The 23,131-nt window shown below is 35.0% G+C and carries 25 protein-coding genes; 12 read left to right on the forward strand and 13 right to left on the reverse strand.

All coding sequences use genetic code 11. The annotated features are described in order from the left end of the window. Window positions 1–25: 25 nt before the first annotated feature. The 13 genes from X926_RS02775 to X926_RS02835 are packed head-to-tail and all read right to left on the reverse strand — an operon-like array spanning window position 26 to window position 10,625. Window positions 26–1,864, reverse strand: coding sequence for an FAD-dependent oxidoreductase (locus X926_RS02775; protein WP_103064904.1), 1,839 nt, complete (start codon window positions 1,862–1,864; stop codon window positions 26–28). A 24-nt stretch (window positions 1,865–1,888) separates the two neighbouring features. Continuing rightward, complete coding sequence (locus X926_RS02780; RefSeq protein WP_103064905.1) at window positions 1,889–2,998, reverse strand: NADH-quinone oxidoreductase subunit D; 1,110 nt, start codon at window positions 2,996–2,998, stop codon at window positions 1,889–1,891. Further along, window positions 2,985–3,539: an NADH-quinone oxidoreductase subunit C gene (locus X926_RS02785; protein ID WP_103064906.1), complete on the reverse strand. Its 555-nt coding sequence runs from the start codon at window positions 3,537–3,539 to the stop codon at window positions 2,985–2,987. The genes X926_RS02780 and X926_RS02785 overlap by 14 nt, the downstream gene beginning before the upstream one ends. After that, entirely contained in the window at window positions 3,523–4,083 is a 561-nt protein-coding gene (locus X926_RS02790) for an NADH-quinone oxidoreductase subunit B family protein (protein WP_103064976.1), read from the reverse strand. The genes X926_RS02785 and X926_RS02790 overlap by 17 nt, the downstream gene beginning before the upstream one ends. A gap of 23 nt (window positions 4,084–4,106) precedes the next feature. Then, window positions 4,107–5,009, reverse strand: a complete 903-nt coding sequence (locus tag X926_RS02795; RefSeq protein WP_103064907.1) for a respiratory chain complex I subunit 1 family protein — start codon at window positions 5,007–5,009, stop codon at window positions 4,107–4,109. Then, on the reverse strand, window positions 5,006–6,847 hold the full coding sequence (locus tag X926_RS02800; RefSeq protein WP_103064908.1) for a proton-conducting transporter membrane subunit: 1,842 nt from the start codon (window positions 6,845–6,847) through the stop codon (window positions 5,006–5,008). Before X926_RS02800 ends, X926_RS02795 begins: the two co-directional genes overlap by 4 nt. Next, window positions 6,848–8,269: a complex I subunit 5 family protein gene (locus X926_RS02805; RefSeq protein WP_103064909.1), complete on the reverse strand. Its 1,422-nt coding sequence runs from the start codon at window positions 8,267–8,269 to the stop codon at window positions 6,848–6,850. Then, a complete protein-coding gene (locus tag X926_RS02810; protein ID WP_012208718.1) occupies window positions 8,262–8,597 on the reverse strand; it encodes a sodium:proton antiporter in 336 nt (111 codons plus the stop codon). The genes X926_RS02805 and X926_RS02810 overlap by 8 nt, the downstream gene beginning before the upstream one ends. Beyond that, complete coding sequence (locus X926_RS02815) at window positions 8,594–9,319, reverse strand: Na(+)/H(+) antiporter subunit B (protein WP_103064910.1); 726 nt, start codon at window positions 9,317–9,319, stop codon at window positions 8,594–8,596. Before X926_RS02815 ends, X926_RS02810 begins: the two co-directional genes overlap by 4 nt. Further along, window positions 9,319–9,564 carry a hydrogenase subunit MbhD domain-containing protein gene (locus X926_RS02820; protein WP_012208720.1) on the reverse strand — a complete coding sequence of 82 codons (246 nt, stop codon included), beginning with the start codon at window positions 9,562–9,564 and terminating at the stop codon, window positions 9,319–9,321. The genes X926_RS02815 and X926_RS02820 overlap by 1 nt, the downstream gene beginning before the upstream one ends. Next, window positions 9,557–9,895 carry a monovalent cation/H(+) antiporter subunit G gene (gene mnhG / locus X926_RS02825; protein WP_012208721.1) on the reverse strand — a complete coding sequence of 113 codons (339 nt, stop codon included), beginning with the start codon at window positions 9,893–9,895 and terminating at the stop codon, window positions 9,557–9,559. Before mnhG ends, X926_RS02820 begins: the two co-directional genes overlap by 8 nt. Continuing rightward, window positions 9,892–10,143: a monovalent cation/H+ antiporter complex subunit F gene (locus X926_RS02830; protein ID WP_041534061.1), complete on the reverse strand. Its 252-nt coding sequence runs from the start codon at window positions 10,141–10,143 to the stop codon at window positions 9,892–9,894. Before X926_RS02830 ends, mnhG begins: the two co-directional genes overlap by 4 nt. Next, complete coding sequence (locus X926_RS02835) at window positions 10,140–10,625, reverse strand: Na+/H+ antiporter subunit E (protein WP_012208723.1); 486 nt, start codon at window positions 10,623–10,625, stop codon at window positions 10,140–10,142. The genes X926_RS02830 and X926_RS02835 overlap by 4 nt, the downstream gene beginning before the upstream one ends. 277 nt (window positions 10,626–10,902) lie before the next feature. Between X926_RS02835 and X926_RS02840 the strand changes: the two genes are divergently transcribed. The 12 genes from X926_RS02840 to X926_RS02895 all read left to right on the forward strand — a co-directional run bounded on the left by X926_RS02840 (window position 10,903) and on the right by X926_RS02895 (window position 23,101). Then, window positions 10,903–11,754, forward strand: a complete 852-nt coding sequence (locus tag X926_RS02840) for a hypothetical protein (protein ID WP_103064911.1) — start codon at window positions 10,903–10,905, stop codon at window positions 11,752–11,754. A gap of 11 nt (window positions 11,755–11,765) precedes the next feature. After that, window positions 11,766–12,689 carry a carbohydrate kinase family protein gene (locus tag X926_RS02845; RefSeq protein WP_103064912.1) on the forward strand — a complete coding sequence of 308 codons (924 nt, stop codon included), beginning with the start codon at window positions 11,766–11,768 and terminating at the stop codon, window positions 12,687–12,689. A gap of 79 nt (window positions 12,690–12,768) precedes the next feature. Then, window positions 12,769–13,689: a pseudouridine-5'-phosphate glycosidase gene (locus X926_RS02850; protein WP_103064913.1), complete on the forward strand. Its 921-nt coding sequence runs from the start codon at window positions 12,769–12,771 to the stop codon at window positions 13,687–13,689. 12 nt (window positions 13,690–13,701) lie between these two features. Continuing rightward, on the forward strand, window positions 13,702–14,583 hold the full coding sequence (locus tag X926_RS02855) for a pyridoxamine kinase (RefSeq protein ID WP_103064914.1): 882 nt from the start codon (window positions 13,702–13,704) through the stop codon (window positions 14,581–14,583). A 52-nt stretch (window positions 14,584–14,635) separates the two neighbouring features. Then, window positions 14,636–15,856: an arginine deiminase gene (locus tag X926_RS02860; protein ID WP_012208728.1), complete on the forward strand. Its 1,221-nt coding sequence runs from the start codon at window positions 14,636–14,638 to the stop codon at window positions 15,854–15,856. A gap of 17 nt (window positions 15,857–15,873) precedes the next feature. Then, on the forward strand, window positions 15,874–17,175 hold the full coding sequence (locus X926_RS02865) for a cyclic 2,3-diphosphoglycerate synthase (RefSeq protein WP_103064978.1): 1,302 nt from the start codon (window positions 15,874–15,876) through the stop codon (window positions 17,173–17,175). 92 nt (window positions 17,176–17,267) lie between these two features. After that, window positions 17,268–17,978 (forward strand): hypothetical protein, encoded by a 711-nt coding sequence (locus X926_RS02870; protein WP_103064915.1) that lies wholly within the window; start codon window positions 17,268–17,270, stop codon window positions 17,976–17,978. A 7-nt stretch (window positions 17,979–17,985) separates the two neighbouring features. After that, window positions 17,986–19,152 carry an LCP family protein gene (locus tag X926_RS02875; protein WP_103064916.1) on the forward strand — a complete coding sequence of 389 codons (1,167 nt, stop codon included), beginning with the start codon at window positions 17,986–17,988 and terminating at the stop codon, window positions 19,150–19,152. Then, window positions 19,139–20,227, forward strand: a complete 1,089-nt coding sequence (locus X926_RS02880; protein ID WP_158245182.1) for an ABC transporter permease — start codon at window positions 19,139–19,141, stop codon at window positions 20,225–20,227. The genes X926_RS02875 and X926_RS02880 overlap by 14 nt, the downstream gene beginning before the upstream one ends. A gap of 15 nt (window positions 20,228–20,242) precedes the next feature. Then, on the forward strand, window positions 20,243–20,689 hold the full coding sequence (ndk, locus tag X926_RS02885) for a nucleoside-diphosphate kinase (RefSeq protein WP_012208733.1): 447 nt from the start codon (window positions 20,243–20,245) through the stop codon (window positions 20,687–20,689). A 20-nt stretch (window positions 20,690–20,709) separates the two neighbouring features. Further along, complete coding sequence (gene glgD / locus X926_RS02890) at window positions 20,710–21,831, forward strand: glucose-1-phosphate adenylyltransferase subunit GlgD (RefSeq protein ID WP_103064918.1); 1,122 nt, start codon at window positions 20,710–20,712, stop codon at window positions 21,829–21,831. 13 nt (window positions 21,832–21,844) lie between these two features. Beyond that, complete coding sequence (locus X926_RS02895) at window positions 21,845–23,101, forward strand: glucose-1-phosphate adenylyltransferase (protein WP_103064919.1); 1,257 nt, start codon at window positions 21,845–21,847, stop codon at window positions 23,099–23,101. Window positions 23,102–23,131 lie beyond the last annotated feature (30 nt).

Here is a 23,131-nt window from a genome sequence, read left to right on the forward strand (position 1 = left end):
AGTTACCAAGCTCCCCTCTATTTTTTTATTTTGAAAATTTTTTCTCCATTATATATTGGTCTATTCCTTGAGCAGCTTTGTGTCCGTCTGCAACTCCGTGAATTACATCTGGACCATGTACTATATCCCCACCTGCAAACAGCCATGGTAAACCTTCCACTTGACCGTACTCGTTTGTTTTTATTTTTCCTCTTTCTATCTTCATGTTCTTTTGGATCTCTTCCGGCAGATAGCTGTAATCTGGAGCCTGCCCAACAGTCATTACGACCATATCTGCATTTACCGTAATAGTGTTACTTTCATCGTATTTTGGGTTGAATCTTCCGTCCTCATCGAATACTTCCACACATTTCCTAAATAACACACCTTTCAGTTCTCCATTTTCAACTATCACCTTCACGGGACCCCATCCTGGATGAAAAATTACCCCTTCTTCTCCGCCTTCAACAATCTCGTCTTCATCAGCAGGCATCTCATCAAAGTTTCTCTCTAAACTGAGGACATGTACTTCAGATTTATTATATTCCATGTTTTGGAGTCTGAGCATGGACCTTGCAACATCCATGGCAACATTTCCTCCCCCAATTACCACAAGAGATTTCGGTATATATGGTTTTGGACCTTCTCCTCTGACATAATTTTTCATTTCTTCTAAAATTGTCAAAGAATCAAAGACTTTTTCATGATCAGATCCTTCGATGGGAAGCTTTCTACCTTTGTTGAATCCAGTTGAAACAAATATTACATCGTTTTTTGCTTTTAATTCTTCTAATGTGATATCCTTACCAACTTTTGTATTTGTTACTATCTTTACTCCCAACGACTTTATGTAATTTACATCTTGCTCAAAAGCCGAGTCTGGAAGCCTATAAGCAGGACCTCCATAATTAAGAACACCTCCCGGCCTGTTCTTTTCCTCATAAACAGTTATTTCATATCCCATTAAAGACAAGAAATAAGCTGCAGAAAGTCCGGCAGGTCCAGCTCCAACGATGGCAACCTTAGCGTTAGCCTTTTTTATAATCTCCTGATCTAAAATCTCTGGATATTTATCCTGTGGAACGTTATCCACGATATATCTTTTTAACCATCGTATTGCTATAGGTTCTCCTCTGTGACCTATAGTACAAGCTGTTTCACATCGATGAGTACAAATTCTACCGCATACCGCGGGCAAAGGATTCGTTTTATAAAGATCTTTCAAACCGGTTTGAAGATCGTCATTGTATATATCCTTTATGTAATCTGCTATGTTCATGTGTGCCGGACATGTCTTTTCACAAATACTACACCCCACACATCTTGAAGCCTCTTTTACAGCTTGTTCTTTTGAAAATCCTTTAACCATCTCTATGAATGAGGTTTTTCTGATTTCTGATGGGTCAATTTCCATCTCTTCTCTTTCCAAGTCAAGTAGGTCTGAATCTTCATCTCTAACATAACCTAAAGGTTTTTTAACTCCATGGATCCCGTCATCTGTGGGAATAAAAAAGAAGGTGTTTGGATCTTTAGATATATGTACATATTCTTTGGTCATCTGCAATGAACCAGTGGTACATATATCCACACATAAACCACAAAAGCTGCATCTACCATAATCTATGGCGGGCCTTTGTGGTTTAGAGCCTTCTACATCTGGGAGTTCTTCGAACTCAATCATTGTTATAGCATCTGTCGGACATATTTTTGAACAAGTACCACAACCGATACATTTTTCCCAGTCGTTTATATGAAAACCTCTATATCTATCCGAAGCCTCTCGAGGTGTCATTAAGATATCTTCCATAGGAACACTAACAGGCTTTTTCGTAAGGTATTTCCAGGCCCTTGCTGGAGCAAAAAAACTTTTTTCAGGTGTATTCATCATATTCACCTCTTCCTTTAATTTTTATCTATCTATTTCAGGAGCACAGACACCCATTGTATCCATCCAAAGCGCTGCATCCTCTATCCTCGTACCGGGCAAATATTTTTCTACCCCCAATAAACCTTGTGGATAGGATGCTCCTCTAACAGCAACTCTATAGGGTTTATCTTCTCCTTCTGAAACCATATAATAACCATATTCTCCTCTTGTGCACTCGATATGAGTGTAAACTTGACCCTTTGGAACACGCCACCTTAAAGCACTTCCACTAGATATTTTGTTCCATACTTTACCTTTTTTGGGCATTTTTTCAATTACCTGTCTTATTATTTTTATGCTCTGATACGTTTCGAGGTATTTGAAATACACCCTTGTATATCCATCTGAGTAGTTTGCGGTTGGGACAGAGAATTCTACTTGGTCATACCTTGCATATGGGTCTACTTTTCTAATATCGTATGCTTCTCCCACAGCTGATCTCATGCCTATCCCAGTAACTCCTAACTCCCAAACAACCTCTGCAGGTAACAACAACTTATCTTTGGTTCTTCTTTGAAAGAGGGAGTTCTTGAGAATCAAATCTTCGTATTCTGGAAGTCGATTTTCTAAATAATCGAGAAAACTCTTTATTTTCTCAATAGTTTCTTCACTCAAATCCTTTCTTACGCCACCTGGTACGATATACATATGGTAAACTCTTGCCCCTGTTATCTCTTCAAAGATATCCAATATAAGATCTCTATCTGCGAGTCCCCAATTGGGTCCAGTATAGAGTCCAACAGGTCCTCCTATTCCTCCAAGCGACATTAGATGGTTTGCGATTCTTGCTAGTTCTAAGATTATCATCCTTATCCAATGAGCTTTTTCAGGGACTTCAATTCCTGCTAACTCCTCTATCGCCATGGCGTAAACCATCTCATTAATATCAGGTTCTGGTACGCAAATCCTTGGTATGAGTGCAAGATTATTCATCCAAAGTCTTCTTTCCATAAGTTTTTCAAATCCTCTATGCAACATACCAGGCATAGGCCTTGCCCTGACGATGGTATCTCCATCAACATACATATGTACACTGAAATTTCCGTGCATTCCCGGATGATTTGGCCCCAAGTATAATTTAAGTTCTTTCATTTATTCCACCTTCTTTTATGACTTCTTTTACTGCGTTCTTGGAAAGTTCCACATCATACTTTCTATCAGGGAATTTACGCTTAGAATACTCTAACGGATCAAAATCTTTTCTCATAGGTGGTTTATCATCCCATAATTCTAAGAACAACGGTTTTTCAGAATCTGAATTACCTTCAAATTTTACTCCGAAGAACTCATGGATATCCCTTTCGTAGTATCTGGCTCCAGGGAAAATATCTATGATACTGATATATTCCGGATTTTTTCTATCTATCTTTGTTTTTACTAAAAAAGTAATTCCATTTGTCCAGTTGAACAAAACATAAGCTAGTTCAAATTTGTTTTCTTCAATCCAATCAATACAGGTTATCAAACTTAACTGTTTCCAACCTTTGTCCTTTAAATAAGTCAATATCATTGGTACATTATTTTGATCAACAACTAAACTTATTTCATTTTTCTTTGGCGTGGTGAAATCTTTTATATCGAAATTTTTCTCAAGAATGCTTATCATCTCTTTGGCATCATTCGTGGAATTCATCCTTTACATACACCTCCCCTAAAGAACGGATTTGATTATTTCGATACCAATCGTAATTCTCAACATATTTTTTCCATCCGTTGGCTTCGCCTTTTGTTATCATGTTTTCAAGCGTTTTGAAAGTATTCATTATAGCTTCAGGCCTTGGCATACATCCGGCAAGGTAGAGATCAACTGGAAGATAATAATCCAGCCTGTTGATCACCGCATAGGAATCATAGTAGATTCCCCCGTTTAAAGTACAAGACCCAAACCCTACAAGATATTTTGGAGTCATCATTTGTTCATAAGTGTATATAACTCTTCTTAAAGTTTTAACGCTTAAATAACCTGTTATCAGCAGAACATCTGCTTGACGAGGTGTTGCCATAGGTCCCATACCCAATCTTTCCATGTCGAATCTTGCTGTCATTGTTGGCGGAAGTTCTACCGCGCCACAACCTGTGCAATAATGAAGCATCCATAAAGATTTGCCTCTGAAGATATTTTTTATCTTTTCCCAAAAAGTTATGGTATCGTTTAAATCTTCTTCGAAGATATTCATCTGCTCTATTTTCTCTTCATTTGTCATACGTTCACCCCCAGTCCTGTAAAAATTACTATCGCAGCTTGAACAAGTGACAGTACTATTGGAACTCCATAGAAGAATGTTACAACATTCTCTATTCTAAAACGAGCCGAAACAGCGTATATCAGTGTGACTAAGGTATAAACAAAAAAGTACTTTATTAAGTATTCAATTAAATTTCCTCCTCCTAAAAACAGGTTCACGAACAAACCAACTTCAACTAAAGTTGCAAACTCGTGCTGCAACATCAACATACCGAAATGTTTTCCACCATACTCAACCATAGGTCCAGAGGCTATTTCTGCTGGTGCGATGGGCGTATCAAATGGTACCTTATTAAGCATACCGAGTAAAGATATAAAAGCTACTATGGCTCCTAAGGGCATAGTAAAAATATGCCATCCAAAAATCCCATTCATTTGTTGTACATGTGCCAATTCACTAAGTGAAGAAGTACCATAAACGTGTATCATACCGAATACAACTATCATAAATGGGACTTCATAAGCAACCATCTGAGTCAACGCCCTCATAATACCTATTCCTGCCCAGGCGTTTCCTGAACCAGAAGCACTCATAGCCATCCCAAGAGAACCTATTGCTAATAAATAGACAACTACAAAGAAATTATCAAGACCATTAAAAGCCACGATATTGCCAAAAGGTAAGAACATAAAAGTGGCTATCGTTCCTCCCAAAGCCATCATCACACCAAAATCATAAATAAAACCATGTGTTATAGATGATTTTGATAAAGCTTTAAAAATATCCATAAAAGTTTGATACCAGGGTGGTCCTACTCTTCTGTGAACTTTAGCGGTAACTTTTCTTTGAATACCATCAAGAGATACCTGCCATAAAAATCCCATGAAAACTATCATCAAGGCTATCAAATAACTCATATTTTATCACCCCAGAAAAAGGCTATTGTTATTATCACAGAAATCCAAAAGACACCTACAGAAGCGTTTGAAGAAAAGAACCAACTTCTGACAAGACGGCCAAATTCGTTTACTCTTAAAGCTATGGCATCATAAAATTTTTCCACTGATGGATGATTCTTATACAATCTTTCAAAAGGAGCGTAATAGTTTTTGGCATAATGATACGATTCAGGATCGTATATAAATTCGCCAGCAGTGTAAGTGTTCATTTGATCAACGGGCTGAGCCTTTTTATGTGTATAAAAAATCAATGCGGCTATAATGAAACCTATTACGAAGACGGCCGTAATCACTAAAGAATCCCACATGCCACTGAAGGAGTATATCTTAGAACCTTCTACACTGATTGGAACAAGATTCAGAGAAGCCTGAATCTTAGAAATAAATCCTAACATGTGAGAAGGAAACACGCCAAAATATATTGTAAGTAAAGACATCACAAGCATTGGAATCTGCATCATAAAGGGAACTTCTTTCACATCGTTGTGTTTAGGTGACAATTGACCTAAAAATACGGTAGCAAGAGGCCTAAATACGTACATGAAAGACCCTATACTTCCAAAAAAGGTGGCAAAAGCTATAAACATAAGTCCTTTGCTCGCTAAACCTTGGAAGATCAACCACTTTGATGCGAATCCACTCGTGGGTGGTATCCCCGCAATGGAAATTATGGCAACTAAATAAGCGGCAAAGGTTACAGGCATTTTCTTTATCAACCCACCCAGTTCACTCATATTTGTTGTACCAGTCCTATAAGCAACCGCTCCAATAGTTAAAAACATAGCGGCTGATGCCATTGCGTGATTGAAAATATGCATCATTCCACCCGCGAATCCTACTTGATCTAAAAGCGAGATACCGATCAATATGTATCCACCATTTGCAACGGTGGAATAAGCTATCAATCTTTTAGCGTCTTCTTGTTTTATTGCCATAAGGGTTCCAACTATAATGCTTATTGCTCCTAAAACCATGATTATATAATTTTCATAAGGAACACCGATTATATGAATATGGTTAGAAAAAATCTGCGAAGTGGGTATAATTGCGCTAACCAACAACGCTATAAATGCCCCCATTTTAACTAATCCTCCCGAAAGAACTGGAGAAAAAGTATGAGGAGCGTTCCCATGGGCAATGGGGAGCCACGTGTGAAATGGGAAAATTCCGAGTTTTGCTAGTCCTGCGATAATAATTACAAAATAAGCCATCACGGCTGTATTGGGACTGCTAATTAAATTCTGTGAGATACTTTCTATATCAAAAGTTTGATACAATGAGTATAAATACATCACAGCAAAAAACATTGAAAAAGAACCGATCGTACTGATTGCGTAATAAACTACAGAGGCCTTCCTTGATTTACCAAGGGGAATTATGAACAAGGAAGACCAAACTACCATCTCCCAAAATATGAATAACGTAAGAAAATCCTTGGCAAAGAAAACCCCCAACGTAGAAACTACAGAAAACACGTAGAGCATGTTGTATGAAGCAGGATTAACCATTTTTTCTATCCAATATGGATTAAAAAAAGACACAAGAAAATAAGTTAAAACCATTATTATGGAAAAGAACCAACCATAATTAGAACTCACCAATTGCAATGAAAATCCTCCAAAAGACCAAAGGTTAAATACTGTTCCAACATCGTTCATATATCCAAACAAAAAAACTAAAACAAACAATGTTGAAAAAATGGTAAAGTAGCTACCCAACTTTTTGTTTATCTTTGTTAAGAAAAAAGTCAAAATCGATAACAACAAACCTGTAATTAACAGAGAGTTTAACGCCATCTACATCACTCCCACTGACAAATAAGATAAGGATTCCTTCAAAGGTTCAGATACATTCTGTACAAAATCTCCGAGTAATTCTGGGTAGATTCCTCCAATAATGAATAAGAATCCAACAACTACCGCTACGACACTTATAACAAATAATTTGTTCATGGAAAATTTGGTGGTCAATTTTTCAGTTGCCTCCTCGTGTTCTTCACCTGGTACCCATAGTTTAACTAGCATCCTTATATAATAAACACCTTCCAACAAACTTCCCAACAATATTACTAATGGAATAATCCAGTTGGTATTGAAAGCAGTGTTTATAATATTGAATTTCGCATAAAAACCGAAGAACAAAGGAAGACCTATCAAAGACAAAGCAGAAACAGTAAATCCAAAACCTATTAGAGGATACTTTCTAAATATCCCCGCAGCCTGATCGATAGAATCACTTGAATTATTCTCATAAACGTTCGCGGCAGTAGAAAACATAACTATCTTAGCAAAAGCATTGTTTATAATTTGTAAAATTGCTGCGTACCCCCCACCTATTAAAAATAGTCCAGTGATCAATCCTGCCTGTCCAATACTTGAGAAAGTAAGTATTTCTCTCATATTCTTTGTGGCGGTCGCAGAAGCTTCGGCAAATATAAAGGTGATGAAAGTAATCGCGATAAAAATATTAAACAAAGGCCCACTAATGGTAATTAAATTGGAAAAGAACCTTCCAAATACCAAAAAAACTGTTGACGCATAAACAGCAGAAAATAATGGGGCAGTCAAGGTGTTCACATTAGAATAAATACCTCTAACCCAACTATTAAAAGGTATAAGTTTTGCCTCAACCGCTAAACCTGAAAAAATTAAAATGGAAACTATCAGTTGAATATTTGCTGAAAGTTCCGAAAAATGCATGGACAAATCAGACATGTTAAGACTTCCAACAACGGCGTATACAATAATTATTCCAAGTAAATACAAACTAGATCCCACGGAACCTAAAACCAAATAATTAAACGTATGATGGTACTTTCCATGTAACGTTGATATTATATAAGCTGAAATAGTGGCTATTTCAAAGAAAACGTAGAAGTTGAATAAATCATTAGTTAACACCATTCCATTTAAACCGGCTAAAGATATTAACAGAGGCAATGAATATTTTTCAATCTTCCTTATTCCAATCAGAGAGGAAACGAGAAACAAAACATTAATTAATACTATCCCAAATAAAGAATAATTATCCACCAACATGTTAATACCAAATGGCGGTTGCCAGCCTCCAAGTTCGTAACTTCCTTTTTGTACAAAAAAAGCAAAGATGGTGTTTAAAATCAACCCAAAAAACAAAAGAGATTTTGAAAGGTTTTTAAACATTACCCCAACGAACGCTAGAAGTAGAGGGATAACTATTAAAAGTACTGGATTAATCATCTGAACCACCTCTAATTTCATCTATTTCGATAGAACCCTTTTCAAAGTATACCTTTCTAATAAAAGCCAAGCCTAAAGCGGTAGTCCCAAAACCGATAACAATGGCTGTTAATACCAACGCTTGAGGGAGTGGATCAACATAATTTGAAACAGATTCAGGAGTTATAATCGGTGCGTTACCACCTTTAATGTATCCAACAGATATAATGAAAAGATTCAAACCTAATTCTAAAAGGTTCAGTGAAATAAGCATCTTAATCAAATTCTTCGATGAGAGTAAGCCGTAGATTCCAACAAAAAACAGTGCTAAAAATAAATACTGAATCATTCTTCTCCCCCCTGTGTTAAAAAGTTGCCAATGATATTTGATAATTCAGAACCAACTTTTAAACCTATCAAAACGTATAGTATAGGTGTCAATCCTGCGCTGAAAAGTTGACCAATCTCGCCCGAAGGCAAAAAGTTGTATAAAAATGAATTAAAAGCAAAAAGTCCTATTAACCCTAAGACTATAACCAAAACTCCCGAGGTGCCTTCAAGTACATTGAAGGCTTTCATCTTCTCTTTAAATTTATCATCGCTTATGTACATCAATAAAACCGATGAGGCTATCATTGCACCACCCGGGAATCCTCCACCTGGGGTTAGATGACCGTGAACGAAGATATAAATCCCAACGATCAATATAATGCCTGTTATAATTCGAACACCAGCTTTGAGAATGAAATTTGGTTTTACTCGAAAGATAATCCTTTCTTTCCCTACATTTAAAAGCAAGGCTACCCCCATTGCCGAAATAAAAAGGACTGTTAATTCTCCTAAGGTATCAAATCCTCTGTAATTAACGACTACAGAAGTAACAATATTAGCCGATCCTGTTTCCGGATAAGGTCTGGTTTCATCGACGTTTTTCTCTATGTATCCTTGTGAAACGGTGTTATTTAAATCTCTCTCACCGTACTTTGGAAAGAAACTTTCCGAATCGTACAATAATGAAAAAATAAAAAAGGCAAGGGCAAGCGTCATTAAAGCTGAAATAAACTTCTTCATTATTTTTCACCACTCTTTTTCATAGTCATCAAAGTAAAAACGAAGAGCGAGGTCATCAAACCCGAACCTATAACAGCTTGAGTTATAGCAACATCCGGAGCTTTCATGATTATGAATTCCACAACTGAGAGCAAAGACGTTATAGATAAAAAAACGATGGAATTCAACAACTTTTTCGATTCAATTGCCATCAAAGCGAAGAGAATCATTGTAAAACCAATGATTACAGCTATTATTTCAATCATCTTGGCTCATCTCCTCTTTCTCATACAAACTTTTTAAATCATCTTTTTGCAATTTTGCTATTTTTGCACCATGTAAGTAGGAGGCGCGAGCTAAAACGGAACTTCCAACGGGATTGGTGATAGTCATAAAAACGACTAAGATTAGTGACTTCAAAAACCACGTTGGGTTTAAAAATCCAACTCCTAAAATTAAAGAAAACGCACCTAAAGTCGTGGCTTTCGTACCTGCCTGTATTCTATTGAAAACATCCGGCATTCTGAATATACCTAAACCTCCCAATAGATAGAAAATCCCTCCAATTATTATTAAAACGTCTCCGATCACCTTCATTTTTTCGCCTCCAAATATCTGGAAAGAACAACCGTTTCCAAAAAGGACAGAACTCCGTAAACTATTGCAATATCCAAATAAATTTCATTTTTAAAAATATGCGACAGCAAAACAATAATTCCTGTGATCATTACGTTCATAGTATCCAAAGAGACGATTCTATCTGTTACTTCAGGACCAATTATCATTCTCAAGATCGAAAAAAACACACCTATTCCAATGAGGCTAAATACGACAATCTCTATCATTTGTATATCCTCCCCAAAATTTTTTCGAAAGTCCCTGTAACATGCTTTTTGTAATCTTTTTCGTTTTCACCTTTTATATCTATCCAATGGATGTATAGGTTTTCATCATCAGCATCAATTGCTAGTGTCCCAGGGGTTAAAGTAACGGAATTGGCTAAAGTTAACTTACCAACATCTCCCTTCAAATCAATAGGAATTTTCACAAAACCTGGGTTTAAAGGTATTTTTGGTGTTAAAACCCTCCTTGCAACATCGATATTTGATAAAAACATTTTGTAGACGAAAACAGGTACGTATACAACCACAAACAAAGGTAGTTTGTAAACAATGGAAAGATCAAACTCATAATCCACAAGACCTGCAATGACTCCTGCTAAAACAATTGAAACTAAGAACCCTACGATCAATTCAGAAAGGTTAAAAGAAGTCAAAAACAGCCAAATTACTAGAAGAACAACAAAAGTTGAAACAAACTTCTTCACAACAATCCCTCCACTTTATATAGTTTGTGAAAAAAAACTCATACTTGACACAATATAAATAATATACCCATACATTATACCAGTAATTGGTATAATTTCAAAATCAAAAAACAACTTTCTAATCGTTTTTAATCGTCCTTAATTACCTCTAATTATTCCTAATCGCTAATTTTCTATAGTATTTATTTTTTATGGTATAATTGAATATGCAATTTTTCATATCTTTTTTAAGTGTTGATCACCTTCCAGGGGGTACCATTGAAAGGAGGAACAAGATATGGAGAGAAGGATTTTAGGTAAGACGCAAGAAGAACTCTCTATCATAGGTTTGGATTTGGAAAAGCTGCTCGTAAGCGAATATAATTATGAAATTAAAAGGTTTTTAGAAAAGTTTATTCTAGGTGGTGTAAATTTCTTTGAAATTTCGCCTACATTGGAACCTAAAGACGAAGCGACTATTTTTCCAATAAATTTGCATAGGGATAAACTTTTTATTGCGGGTAAGTCTTTCTCCAAAAGCAGTGATGAGATACAACTGGACATAAAAGAACTCTTAGCTAAATTCAATCTTCAATATCTAGACTTGATCCAAATTGTTGCAAATACCCAAGAGGATATTCATAGAATTCTAGGTCCTGAAGGCGCGTTAGAGGGATTCTTTGCCGCTAAAAATTTGGGCTTAGTAAAATACATAGGTTTTTCAACAAACAAAGAAAGCATAGCTTTACAACTTTTAGAAAGTTATGATTTTGATTCGATTACCTTTCCCATAGATTGGATGAATTGGTACACTGGTTATGGAAGAAAAGTAATTTCTAAAGCCAAGGAAAAAGGAACTGGCGTAATAAGTAAACAAAATCTTATAAAAAAGATAACGAAGATAAATGCAGAAAAAGGGATATCGGACCTTCTTTATATTCCTTCTGAAAGTTATGAAGAAGTGAAGACAACGATAAGATTTTCTCTTACTAAGCCAATAACCTCTATATTATGCTCTAGCCACATAAACCTTTTAGAATGGTTAATAAAAGCAGCAGACGAATTCACACCACTTGATATAGAAGAAGAAGAAAATTTGCGAAAAAGTTGTGAAGATCTAGGAAAAGTTTTTAACCCTAAAAACATTTGAGGAGAAATTTTATGTATGTATCAGTAATAGGAGGAATAAATACAGATTTCAAAGGATCTTCTTACGAAAAATTATCTCTCAAGACTTCAAACCCTGGACGTATCTTTTATTCTTCAGGAGGTGTAGCTAGGAACGTTGCCCACAATTTATGCAAATTAGAAGTCCCTGTTAATTTATTTGGAGCAGTTGGGAACGATGTATTTGGTGAAATAATTTTAGCCGAATTAAATAATCTAAAGGTAAATACTAATTTTATCAAGATTTGTGATAATAGCAGAACGGGTGTTTACCTGGCTATTTTAGACGAAAAAAAAGATATGTTTGTCTCTATATCAGACATGGATATTATTAATGAGATAAATATAAATTATATAAAAAAACACAAAGATACGTTACTCCAATCAAAAATTGTCTTTCTTGAAGCAAATTTAGAACCTCAGACGATAGAATATATACTTAAAATCCTTGAAAACACGAATGTTTACACAGTTTTTAACGCCGTATCAAATCTAAAAGTAAAAAAATTAAAAAATATAACTGGAAAAATAGATTATCTGACCCTAAACTTCTCAGAATTGAAATCCTTAAGAGAACAAGAAAACTTGAATTTTTTTGATTATAAAAGTATACAAAAGACTTTTTCAGAAAAATTCCCCAATATTTTTAATTTAATTGTAACAAACGGGGAAGAGGGGGTTCTCCTTTTAAACAATCGCATTAAAAAAGCAGATTTCTTTTCTGTAGATGAAGTCGAAGACTCCGAAATAGTCGATTCCAATGGTGCCGGAGATGCTTTCACCGCTGGATTTATCTACGGCATTTACAAAGATGCTGATATAGAAAAAAGCATTGAATACGGAATAAAAGCCTCTCAAATTACCCTAAAAAGTCCAAAAACAGTGGCAGATGAGTTATCTTCTAAAATTTTTGATTAATTAAAAGGGCTGCCGGGCAAAGTGGCGCTATAGAAAGTTTGTAAAACAATAAAAATACAGCTTTTGGAGGAAAACTAATATGAATACAACCCTATATTTAGAAATAAAAGAAGAAGTGTACCAAGCTTTGAAAGAAAATAGACCTATCGTTGCCTTGGAATCAACTATAATTTCTCATGGAATGCCTTATCCACAAAATGTAGAAGTGGCAAAAAATGTAGAAGAAACAATAAGAGAAAGGGGAGCAGTTCCAGCAACTATCGCAATAATAGATGGCAAAATGAAAGTAGGATTATCAAAAGAAGAATTAGAATTCATGGCCACCTCCAAAAACATATTGAAAGCAAGCAGGATGGATCTCCCCGTTATCCTTGCAAAAGGTTTTAACGCCGCTACCACGGTTGCAGCAACTATGATTATAGCTGAACTTGCTGGAATAAAGGTCTTCGTAACGGGAGGAATAGGAGGTGTACATAGAAACGCTCAAGAAACTTTTGATATCTCCGCAGACCTGCAAGAGCTTGCGAAAACCAACGTGGCGGTGATATCTGCTGGACCTAAAGCTATATTAGATCTTCAATTAACCAAAGAATATTTGGAAACTTTCGGTGTCCCAGTGATTGGCTATCAAACAGACGAACTTCCATGCTTTTTTTCGAGGGAAAGTGGGATAAATGTACCTTATAGAGTTGAAACTCCTAAAGAAATCGCATCAATAATGAAGACAAAGTGGGACTTGGGCCTACAAGGGGGCATTTTTATTGCAAATCCTATTCCTAAAGAGTATTCACTGGATTTTGAGGAAATAGATAAAACAATAGAAAACGCAATAGAAGAGGCTAAAAGGCGAAAAATAAAAGGTAAGGAATTAACCCCCTTTCTACTTTCAAAAATAAACGAATTAACAAAAGGGGAAAGTTTAAAAGCAAATATTGAATTAGTCTACAACAATGCCCAACTTGGTGCAGAAATAGCAAAAGAGTTTAACATCCTATCTTAGGGGAAAGGAATGATGTATTTGAAAGAGAAACCCATCAAAAGAGTTGCGGCAATTCACGATCTTTCAGGTTTTGGAAAAGCTTCTTTAACCGTTGTAATTCCTATATTATCTTCTATGGAGATTCAAGTCTGCCCACTTCCCACTGCCATACTATCAACCCATACAGGGGGGTTTGAGGATTACTCTTTTTTGGATCTAACAGACAATATGAAAGATATAATATCGCATTGGAAAAAATTAGACCTGAGTTTTGATGCCATTTATAGTGGTTTTTTAGGTTCAGAAAAACAGATCGATATTGTAATGGAATTTATACAATATTTTTCACAGAAAAATGAAACTCTAGTAGTCGTTGATCCAGTAATGGGGGATGACGGGAGACTTTACGCTACCATTACTGAAGGCATGGTCAAAGATATGAAAAAACTAGTTTCCAAGTCTCATGTAATAACACCAAATTTAACGGAAGCTTGTTTTCTTTTGGATGAAAAGTACGACCAAGATATTAGTGAAGAGATGTTGAAAAGCTGGTTAAAACGTTTGTCAGACATGGGCCCAGAAGTCGTTATTATAACAAGTGTTCCTGATGAATCTAAATCAAAAATAGGGGTATTAGCTTATGAAAGGACAAATAATAGGTTTTGGAAAATCACCAATAACTATATAAAAGCCTTATACCCTGGTACAGGGGACTCCTTTGCAAGCGTTATCGTTGGTAGTCTTTTAAACGGAGACAGTGTACCAATGGCAATAGACAGGGCTACTCAATTCGTGTCTACGTGTTTAAAAGCTAGTTATGGTTATAAATATCCCCAAAGGGAAGGCATACTTTTAGAAAAAGTGCTTGATACTTTGAACGCCCCAACACTTTTACAAAGCTATGAGATTTTTTAGAAGAGTTTTTGTTGTATAATATTAGAAAGGAAAAGGTTGGTGCTTAAAAGTCATGAATTTATCTGTGTATTCAGAAATCGGAAAATTAGAAAAAATCCTTCTACATAGACCGGGAAAAGAGTTAGAAAATTTATCTCCTCATTATCTTTCTGATCTGTTATTTGACGATATTCCTTTTTTGTATAAAGCGCAAGAAGAACATGATTACTTTGCAAATGTTTTAAGAGAGAATGGTGTAGAAGTTTTGTATCTTACAGAATTGTTGACGGAAACGCTTAATGATTTGGATTTAAAAGAAAAATTTGTCAAAGAGTTTTTACAATTCTCAGAAATATACAATAGCTTCATTTATGCTCTTTTAAAAGATTATTTGTTTTCCCTAGATACCAAAGAAATGGTGGATACTATAATATCGGGTATACGTTCTGATGAACTAGAAATTAACAGAAACATCTTCTCCTTGAGGGTTAGAAGAGCGGATATAGAGTTACCTTTTTTCCTTCCCCCTATGCCAAACTTATATTTTCAAAGGGATCCTGTGGCGATTTTGGGAAAAGGTGCCTGCGTGAACAGAATGAAAACCTCAGCAAGAAGAAGAGAAGTTATGCTTATGGAATATGTCATAAAATACAACACAAAATTTGAAGGCACCCCATTGTATTACGAGAAAGATTACCCTTATCCAATAGAGGGTGGGGATATCTTAGTGTTAAGCGAAAAAGTTTTAGCGGTAGGGATTTCTCAAAGAACCTCACCAGAAGCTGTTGAAATCCTAGCTAAGAAGTTTCTAAAAGAAAATAAAGATACCTTTGAGAAGATAATTGCTTTTATAATACCTGATAATAGGGCTTATATGCATTTAGACACCATATTCACAATGGTTGATTACGATAAATTTCTAGTACATGCAAATTTAAAAGAAGATATAGATACTTTCATTATTACTAAGTCTAAAGAGGGATTTGATTTTTATGAAGAAGAAGAAAGTTTGGAAAACATATTAAAAAAACATCTTAATTTAGATCATGTCGAAATTATTAAATGTGGAAACGCTGATATAATAGCATCACACAGGGAACAGTGGAATGATGGCTCCAACAGTTTGGCAATAGAACCTGGAAAGGTTATCACCTACGATCGAAATTACATCACCAACAGAGAATTAGAAAAATCGGGGATAGAAGTTTTAACCATACCGTCCAGTGAATTATCTAGAGGAAGGGGAGGCCCTAGGTGCGCTAGTATGCCACTTATAAGGAGGAGATACTCTTGAGAAAAAAAGTTTTGATAATGGGAGCAGCAGGTAGAGATTTTCACAATTTCAACGTTTATTATCGCGATAATCCTGACTACGAAGTTGTTTGCTTCACAGCCACACAGATTCCTGATATCGAAGGAAGGCTTTATCCCAAAGAACTCGCTGGAGAGTTGTATCCCAATGGGATACCCATAGAATCAGAAGCAAACCTAGTCAATCTTATCAAAGAAAACAACATCGACGAAGTTGTGTTATCCTACAGCGATTTGCCGTTTTCGTATGTAATGGAAAAGGCTTCTTTGGTGCTTGCTAGTGGCGCAGATTTTAAACTTCTGGGCCCCAATAATTCTATGTTGAAATCCAAAAAACCTATTATCTCGATTTGTGCCGTTAGAACCGGTTCAGGAAAAAGTCAAACAACGAGGAGAGTTTTGGATATTCTAAAAAATAAAGGTTTAAAAGTAGTTTCAATCAGACATCCAATGCCATATGGGAACCTAGTAAAGCAAAAGGTACAAAGGTTTGCCACTTACGAAGATCTAGATAAACACGAATGTACAATTGAAGAAAGAGAGGAGTATGAACCTCATATAGATAGGAACTCTGTCATCTATGCAGGTGTTGATTATGAAGAGATATTGAGACAGGCGGAAGAAGAAAATCCCGATGTTATATTATGGGATGGTGGAAACAACGATTTTTCATTCTATAAACCCGATTTATCTATCGTTGTAGTCGATCCACACAGAGCCGGTCATGAAGTATCCTATTTCCCTGGAATGACGAATCTTATTATGGCAGATGTTCTAGTTATCAATAAAGAAGAAACAGCAACATTGGAAGGCATTGAAAAAGTAAGAGCAAATATAGAAAAATGGAATCCAAACGCAACAGTGATTGATGCCGCATCTCCTTTGTTCGTCAAAAATCCTTCTATTATAAGAGGAAAGAGATGCCTTGTTATTGAAGATGGTCCAACCTTAACTCACGGCGAAATGACCTATGGAGCCGGTTTCATAGCTGCCAAAAAGTTTGGAGCTTCTGAAATAATTGACCCAAGACCTTATGCAGTTGGTTCAATAGTAAATACTTATAAGAAATATACTCATCTTGATAAAATACTTCCCGCAATGGGTTATGGAAAAAAACAGATAAAAGAACTGGAAGAAAGCATCAATAAATCCGATGCCGAAGTTGTGGTTATAGGTACACCAATTGATCTAACAAGAATTATGGACATAAAAAAACCTACAGTTAGGGTAACTTACGAGTTGCAAGAAATCGGTAAACCTGATTTAGAAGAAGTTTTAAGTAATTTTTTAGAAAATAAATAAAATGATTGAGAGATGCTCATTGAGAGCATCTCTCGTTGATGTTTTTTAATTTCTAAATTATCTAAGGAATTCGCATGTTGGAGGTGTGTTTTGTGGCAAATGTGTATGTTGGAGGAAAAAGAAAAAGAGGCAGAAGAATATGGCTTATCTTGATAATAATTATCGCTATAATCGCGGCTTTTTTAGGCTTCATGTTATATAGATACAACCAATTCATCAACAATCCTGTAGCAGCTTCGAGCAGTGTAACTTATACAGCATCTTATGACAATGGGCTATATTTTATAAGGGTTCTGAACGATAACAGAAAGATAATGATAGTCAAAGTAGAAGATGGAACTACATTTCCAGAGTCTTACATTACTCTATCTTCTGAAAATTTAGATAAAGTGACAAACGATTTTTTGGAGTTGTTTGATCTTAACTCAAATTTTAATTACTATTTCTACCTAAATGATGAAGTTGCCAACGAGTTTATAAGTAAATTAGGAGGCAGCAACTTAAAAGGTATCGATGGATTTTTTGACGTTTTGAAGAATAGTGAGATAAGATTTTGGCAAGTTTTCAGTTTGGGAGGATACGTAGATATAGTCAAAAATTACGATAGGTCGACCAATTTAGACGAAGAAGGTATTTATGCCCTCATTGATGGCTTTTCAAAGTACTCTATTACCAATTACGATAAATTAACCGTTCCACTCCTTTTAAATGAACCTATTCAAATCAATATAGCAAATCAAACAATCGAAAGAAAATACGCGGATGTAGAGGCTTTTGAAAGGGTCAAAGAGATCGTGGAGTGATTATTATTTGAAAATACATATCTTAAGAATATTATCTTTCATTTTTCTGATTTTTTTGACACTCAGTTTTATAATACCTTTACGTAAGAATATTCAATTAGATTTATCCCCCATAGAATTTCCTTACTATTTCTTAGTCCTGGGAATGGACGAGAACATCGAAAGTTCAACAAGAACTGATGTCATAATCTTAGGGGGAATCGATAAAGGAAAAATCGTTTTTCTACCCATACCAAGGGATCTTTTGATCAGTATCGATCAAAGTGAAAGAAGAATTAACTCTGTTTATGAAATTTACGGCATAGACAGGCTAAAAGAAGAGGTCGAAAAATTAAGCGGTGTTCAGATTTCAGATTACATAATTTTTGATTATTCTATATTTAAAAGTATTGGTGACTTGTTTGCTCCAATAGATATATACATAGAATCAGATATGAGTTACTCAGATTACCATCAAAATTTACACATAGATTTTAAAAAAGGGTATAATAAGTTAAACGGTGAAGAATTGTTATATTATGTAAGGTATAGAGATACATCGGGAGATTTAGGAAGGATGGAACGTCAAAAAAATGTTGTATTGGCTTTATTGGATGAAGTTCAATCTGCTGGAATAAATAAACTCCTTGAAGCTATTAATATAGGTTTATCTGACACGATTAATTCTTTTGAAATCCAAGATCTACTTTTTTTGTATAACCAAGCGAAGGATGCCCAGATGGAATTTATCTCATTCCCCTATCTAATCAAAGATAGCTATGTAGTTGTTGATGAAAGTAAAATACCCCAAATTCAATACAAGTTGAAAACCTTTGAAACATATTCTGACCAAAGCAATGATAAACCAAAAATTCTCATAACCAAAAATTTTTCTAGTAAATTATATAATTTTTATACATATGTTTTTGACGTATGGAAAAAACCGGGGTATCAGATTAAGGTGTTGGATGAAACTTTTGATGGTTTAAGTGACCAATATTCATATGTTTTTTTTAGGAACGTCGAAGAAGAAACTAAGGAAAAGATAAAGGCAGATTTGAAAGAGACGTTCGGAACAAATTTCATCGAAATAGAAGATAAGTACAAATATTTCCAGTTGATAGATTTTATTTCAGAAAATTTGAACGATCCAACGGATTACGATGCTCTGGTGGTTCTCAATGAAAGGTGGTAAAAGAAATAATCCGGTTTTACTTTTGGCTATTTCTTTTTTCACAAGGTCGAAAAAAAACTTTAAATTCTCACTCATCGCTATGATAATAGGGGTATGGGGTATTATAGTAGTTACTTCAATAATAAATGGTTTCGATAGCTTGTTAATAGATTCAATAACTAATTTTTATCCTCATCTAGTTGTTAGAGGAAATTACACTCAAACCTCATCAGAAATAGACAAAATTGTAAATTTCAACATCACATCTGTTGCAATTATAAACCAATCTAAAATTGCCTTCTCTCAACTTATGGAATTGGATGATCTATCAATCTATGAAGGATTTATAAATGAGGAAAAGGGTACCGAAGGCCTTATATTAGGAAATAAATTAGCGAATAATCTCAATGTTGAAATTGGTGATACCATAATAACTGTTAGAACAAAGGGCCTATTACCGATTTTCCAAGAAAGTACCATTACAGGAATATTCGATTCTGGGGTATATTCGTACGATTCAACTTTCATATTGTCTCAAAATTCAAACCCAAAAGAATATACCGGCATTTTTTTAAAAAATCCAAACAAGGCTCAACAATTTAAAGAAAAATATCTTTCTAGTTACTCCGCCCTCACTTGGGAAGAGTCCAATGAAACTTTGGCTAAGGCAGTCCAATTTGATAGCTTGATAGCTTTTATGATAACTTTTTTCATTCTTTTGATTTCTGGATTCAGTATATCAAACTCGGTTTCTTTCTCTGTCTTTACTAGAAAGAAAGAGATAGCTATTTTAAGGGCTCTTGGTTTTCAAAGAAGACAAGTAACTACTATTTTTATCTTAGAAACTTTTTTAATATCTCTAGTAGGATTTGTACTTGGAGTTATTGCCGGTGTTTTAACCTGCTGGTTTCTAATTATTTTAAAGATCCCATTACCCGAAGGCCTCTTTTATGTGGAATATTTACCCATTAAGATAACAGCCAGCTCTTTTTTGATAGCCTTTTTAATAAACAGTTTTGTATCCATTTTTTTTAGTTATGTCGCATCAAGGCGAGCAGCGAGCTTCAATATTGTCGAATCTTTAAAAGATGAATAGAAGGGGGAGCTTAATTTGGCGGAAAAAGCATTTGTGATGATAAAACCTAACGCTGTTAAAAGAGGACTAATTGGTGAAATAATCAAAAGATATGAACAAAAAGGCCTAAAAGTAGTTGCTATGAAGATGATAAAGATGAAAAAAGCACAAGCTGAAGAGCTCTACAAAGTACACCAAGGTAAGGATTTTTATCAACCATTGATAGAATTCATACTATCTGGACCTGTGGTTGTTATGATTATAGAAGGCCCAAGGGTTATTGAAGCTGTTAGAAGTATAAACGGTGAAACGGATCCCCTAAAAGCTCAAGCAGGAAGCATTCGTGGAGAATTTGGGATAAGTGTCAGAAAGAACATTGTACATGCCTCAGATTCGATTCAAAGTGCTGAACAAGAGTGGAAAATTTTCTTTGAAGAAAATGAGATTTTTGAATATCTATGCGGGTTTGAAAACGAGTTGTAAACATCAAAGAGGTGAGGTTTATGAGGGTTGTAGGTCTTATTCTTTCTGGATCCACCAAAGATAATTTAGATAAATTAACTTTAAAAAGAACTAGCGCAGCCGTTCCTGTTTTTGGTAAGTACAGAGCGATAGATTTTACGTTAAGCAATATGGTAAATTCTGGCATCACAAACGTAGGAGTATTTACTCAATACAATCCTAGGTCTCTCATGGATCATTTGGGAAGCGGTAAAGAATGGAACTTGGATAGAAAAAGAGGGGGATTATTCATACTTCAGCCATTTATAAGCCCTCAAAGTCATAAAATGTACTATGAAGGAACAGCGGATGCAATATTTCAAAATTTGACCTTTTTGAGAAGATCATACGAAGATTTTGTTTTAATTGGTTCTGGAGATCATATATATAATATTGATTTTAGACCGCTTTTCAAATACCATGTAAAAAACGGCGCAGATATTACGTTGCTAACAAAAACTGTAGAAGAGGGAGTAAATTTTAGCCAATATGGACAAGTCATTACAGACGAAAATAACAGAATCACACAAATCTATGAAAAGGACTCCCAATATCGCTCTGATAAGATTTTTTTGGGTGTTTATTTTATAAACAAAGCGTTTTTGATGGAAATTCTATATGCCAACGTATCAAACGGTAAATTCGATCTATTAAAAGATATAATCATTCCCAATTTATCCAGGATGAGAGTTTTTTCTTACGATTTTGATGGTTATTGGAAAAATATAAAAAAATCTGTGGAAGATTATTATAATATTAATATGGATATTCTAAAAGAAGAGGTCAGAAATGAATTGTTTTATTCACCAGAAAGAAAAATATATACTAAGCTCAAAGATTCGGCTCCACCGAAGATTAACGTTAACGCCGAAGTCTCCAATTCATTTATATCTGATGGTTGTATAATAAATGGAGTTGTTAGAAATTCTGTCCTTTCTAGGGATGTGTACGTTGGAGCGGGTTCAGTAATAGAAAATTGTATAGTACTTCAAGGAAGTTATTTAGAGGAAGGAAGTGTAATTAGAAAGACAATAATTGATAAAAACGTAAGGATAAGATCAGGGAGAAAGTTGGAAGGCATAGGTAACGAGATCAACGTTATAGAAAAAGGGGCTGTTCTATAAAGGAGGCATTGAAATGCGTGTTTTAGCTATCATTTTAGCTGGAGGTCAAGGAACAAGACTTGGGGTAATTACAAACAATTTAGCAAAGCCCGCCGTACCCTTCGGTGGAAAATATCGTATGATCGATTTCACTTTAAGTAATTGCGTTAATTCAAATATAAATACAGTAGGTGTTGTCACTCAATATATGCCACATAGGCTGGTAGAACATTTGGGGATAGGAAAACCCTGGGACTTGGACATAAAAGGCGGAGGTTTACATATTTTGCCCCCTTATCTAAGCAGATCAGGAACTTCTTGGTACCAAGGAACAGCCGATGCGGTTTATCAAAACATAGAATTCATAGAAAGGTATAAACCTGATTTTGTGTTACTGTTGTCAGGGGATCATGTATATAAAATGGATTACAACGATATAATAGATTATCATATAGAAAAAGATGCCGATGGTACTATAGCCTGTATGGAAGTACCAGTGAGCGAAGCACATAGATTTGGTATAATGGTCACTGACCCTTTCGATAGAATAATCGAATTTCAAGAAAAGCCCAAAGAACCAAGAGGAACCTTGGCTTCTTTGGGTATATATGTATTCAAATGGAATTTTCTAAAAGATGCTCTAATAAGAGATGCCAAAGATAATACTTCTGAACATGATTTTGGAAAAAATATTATTCCCAAATCGCTAGTAGAAAATTCTCAACTGTATGCTTTCAACTTTGAAGGGTATTGGAGAGACGTTGGAACTTTAGAATCTTATCTTGACTGTAATCTTGAGATAATTTCTCCCTTGCCTCCGTTAGACCTTCATGATGAAAATTGGAAAATATACACTCAATCGGAAGAGTTACCACCTGCTTTCATTGCAAAGGGATCTAGTGTAATAAAAAGCTTTGTTAGTGAAGGATCAGAAATATATGGTACAGTTGAAAATTCAGTAATTTTCCAGGGGGTAACCGTTTCAGAGGGAACTTATGTAAAAGATTCCATAATAATGAATAACGTATTTATCGGCAAAAATTCGTATATAGAAAAAACAATTATTGCTGAAAACACTATTATCGGTGATTCGGTTGAGATAGGAAAAGGCAAATTTTCAGAATCAAAAGTCGATAAAAAGATCTATAATTCAGATATAACTGTAATAGGCTTCAACTCGAAGATAAAAGACAAGATGATAATAGGGAAAAATTGTGTAATAGACAACGAGATAGATTTAAATGATTATGATGTGGAAGAAATAAAAAGTGGGGAAGGAATATTAAAGTGAACAAAAAATTTTTAGAAAAAACGTATATTC

The organism is Petrotoga sp. HWHPT.55.6.3, assembly GCF_002895495.1.
Lineage (GTDB): Bacteria > Thermotogota > Thermotogae > Petrotogales > Petrotogaceae > Petrotoga > Petrotoga mobilis.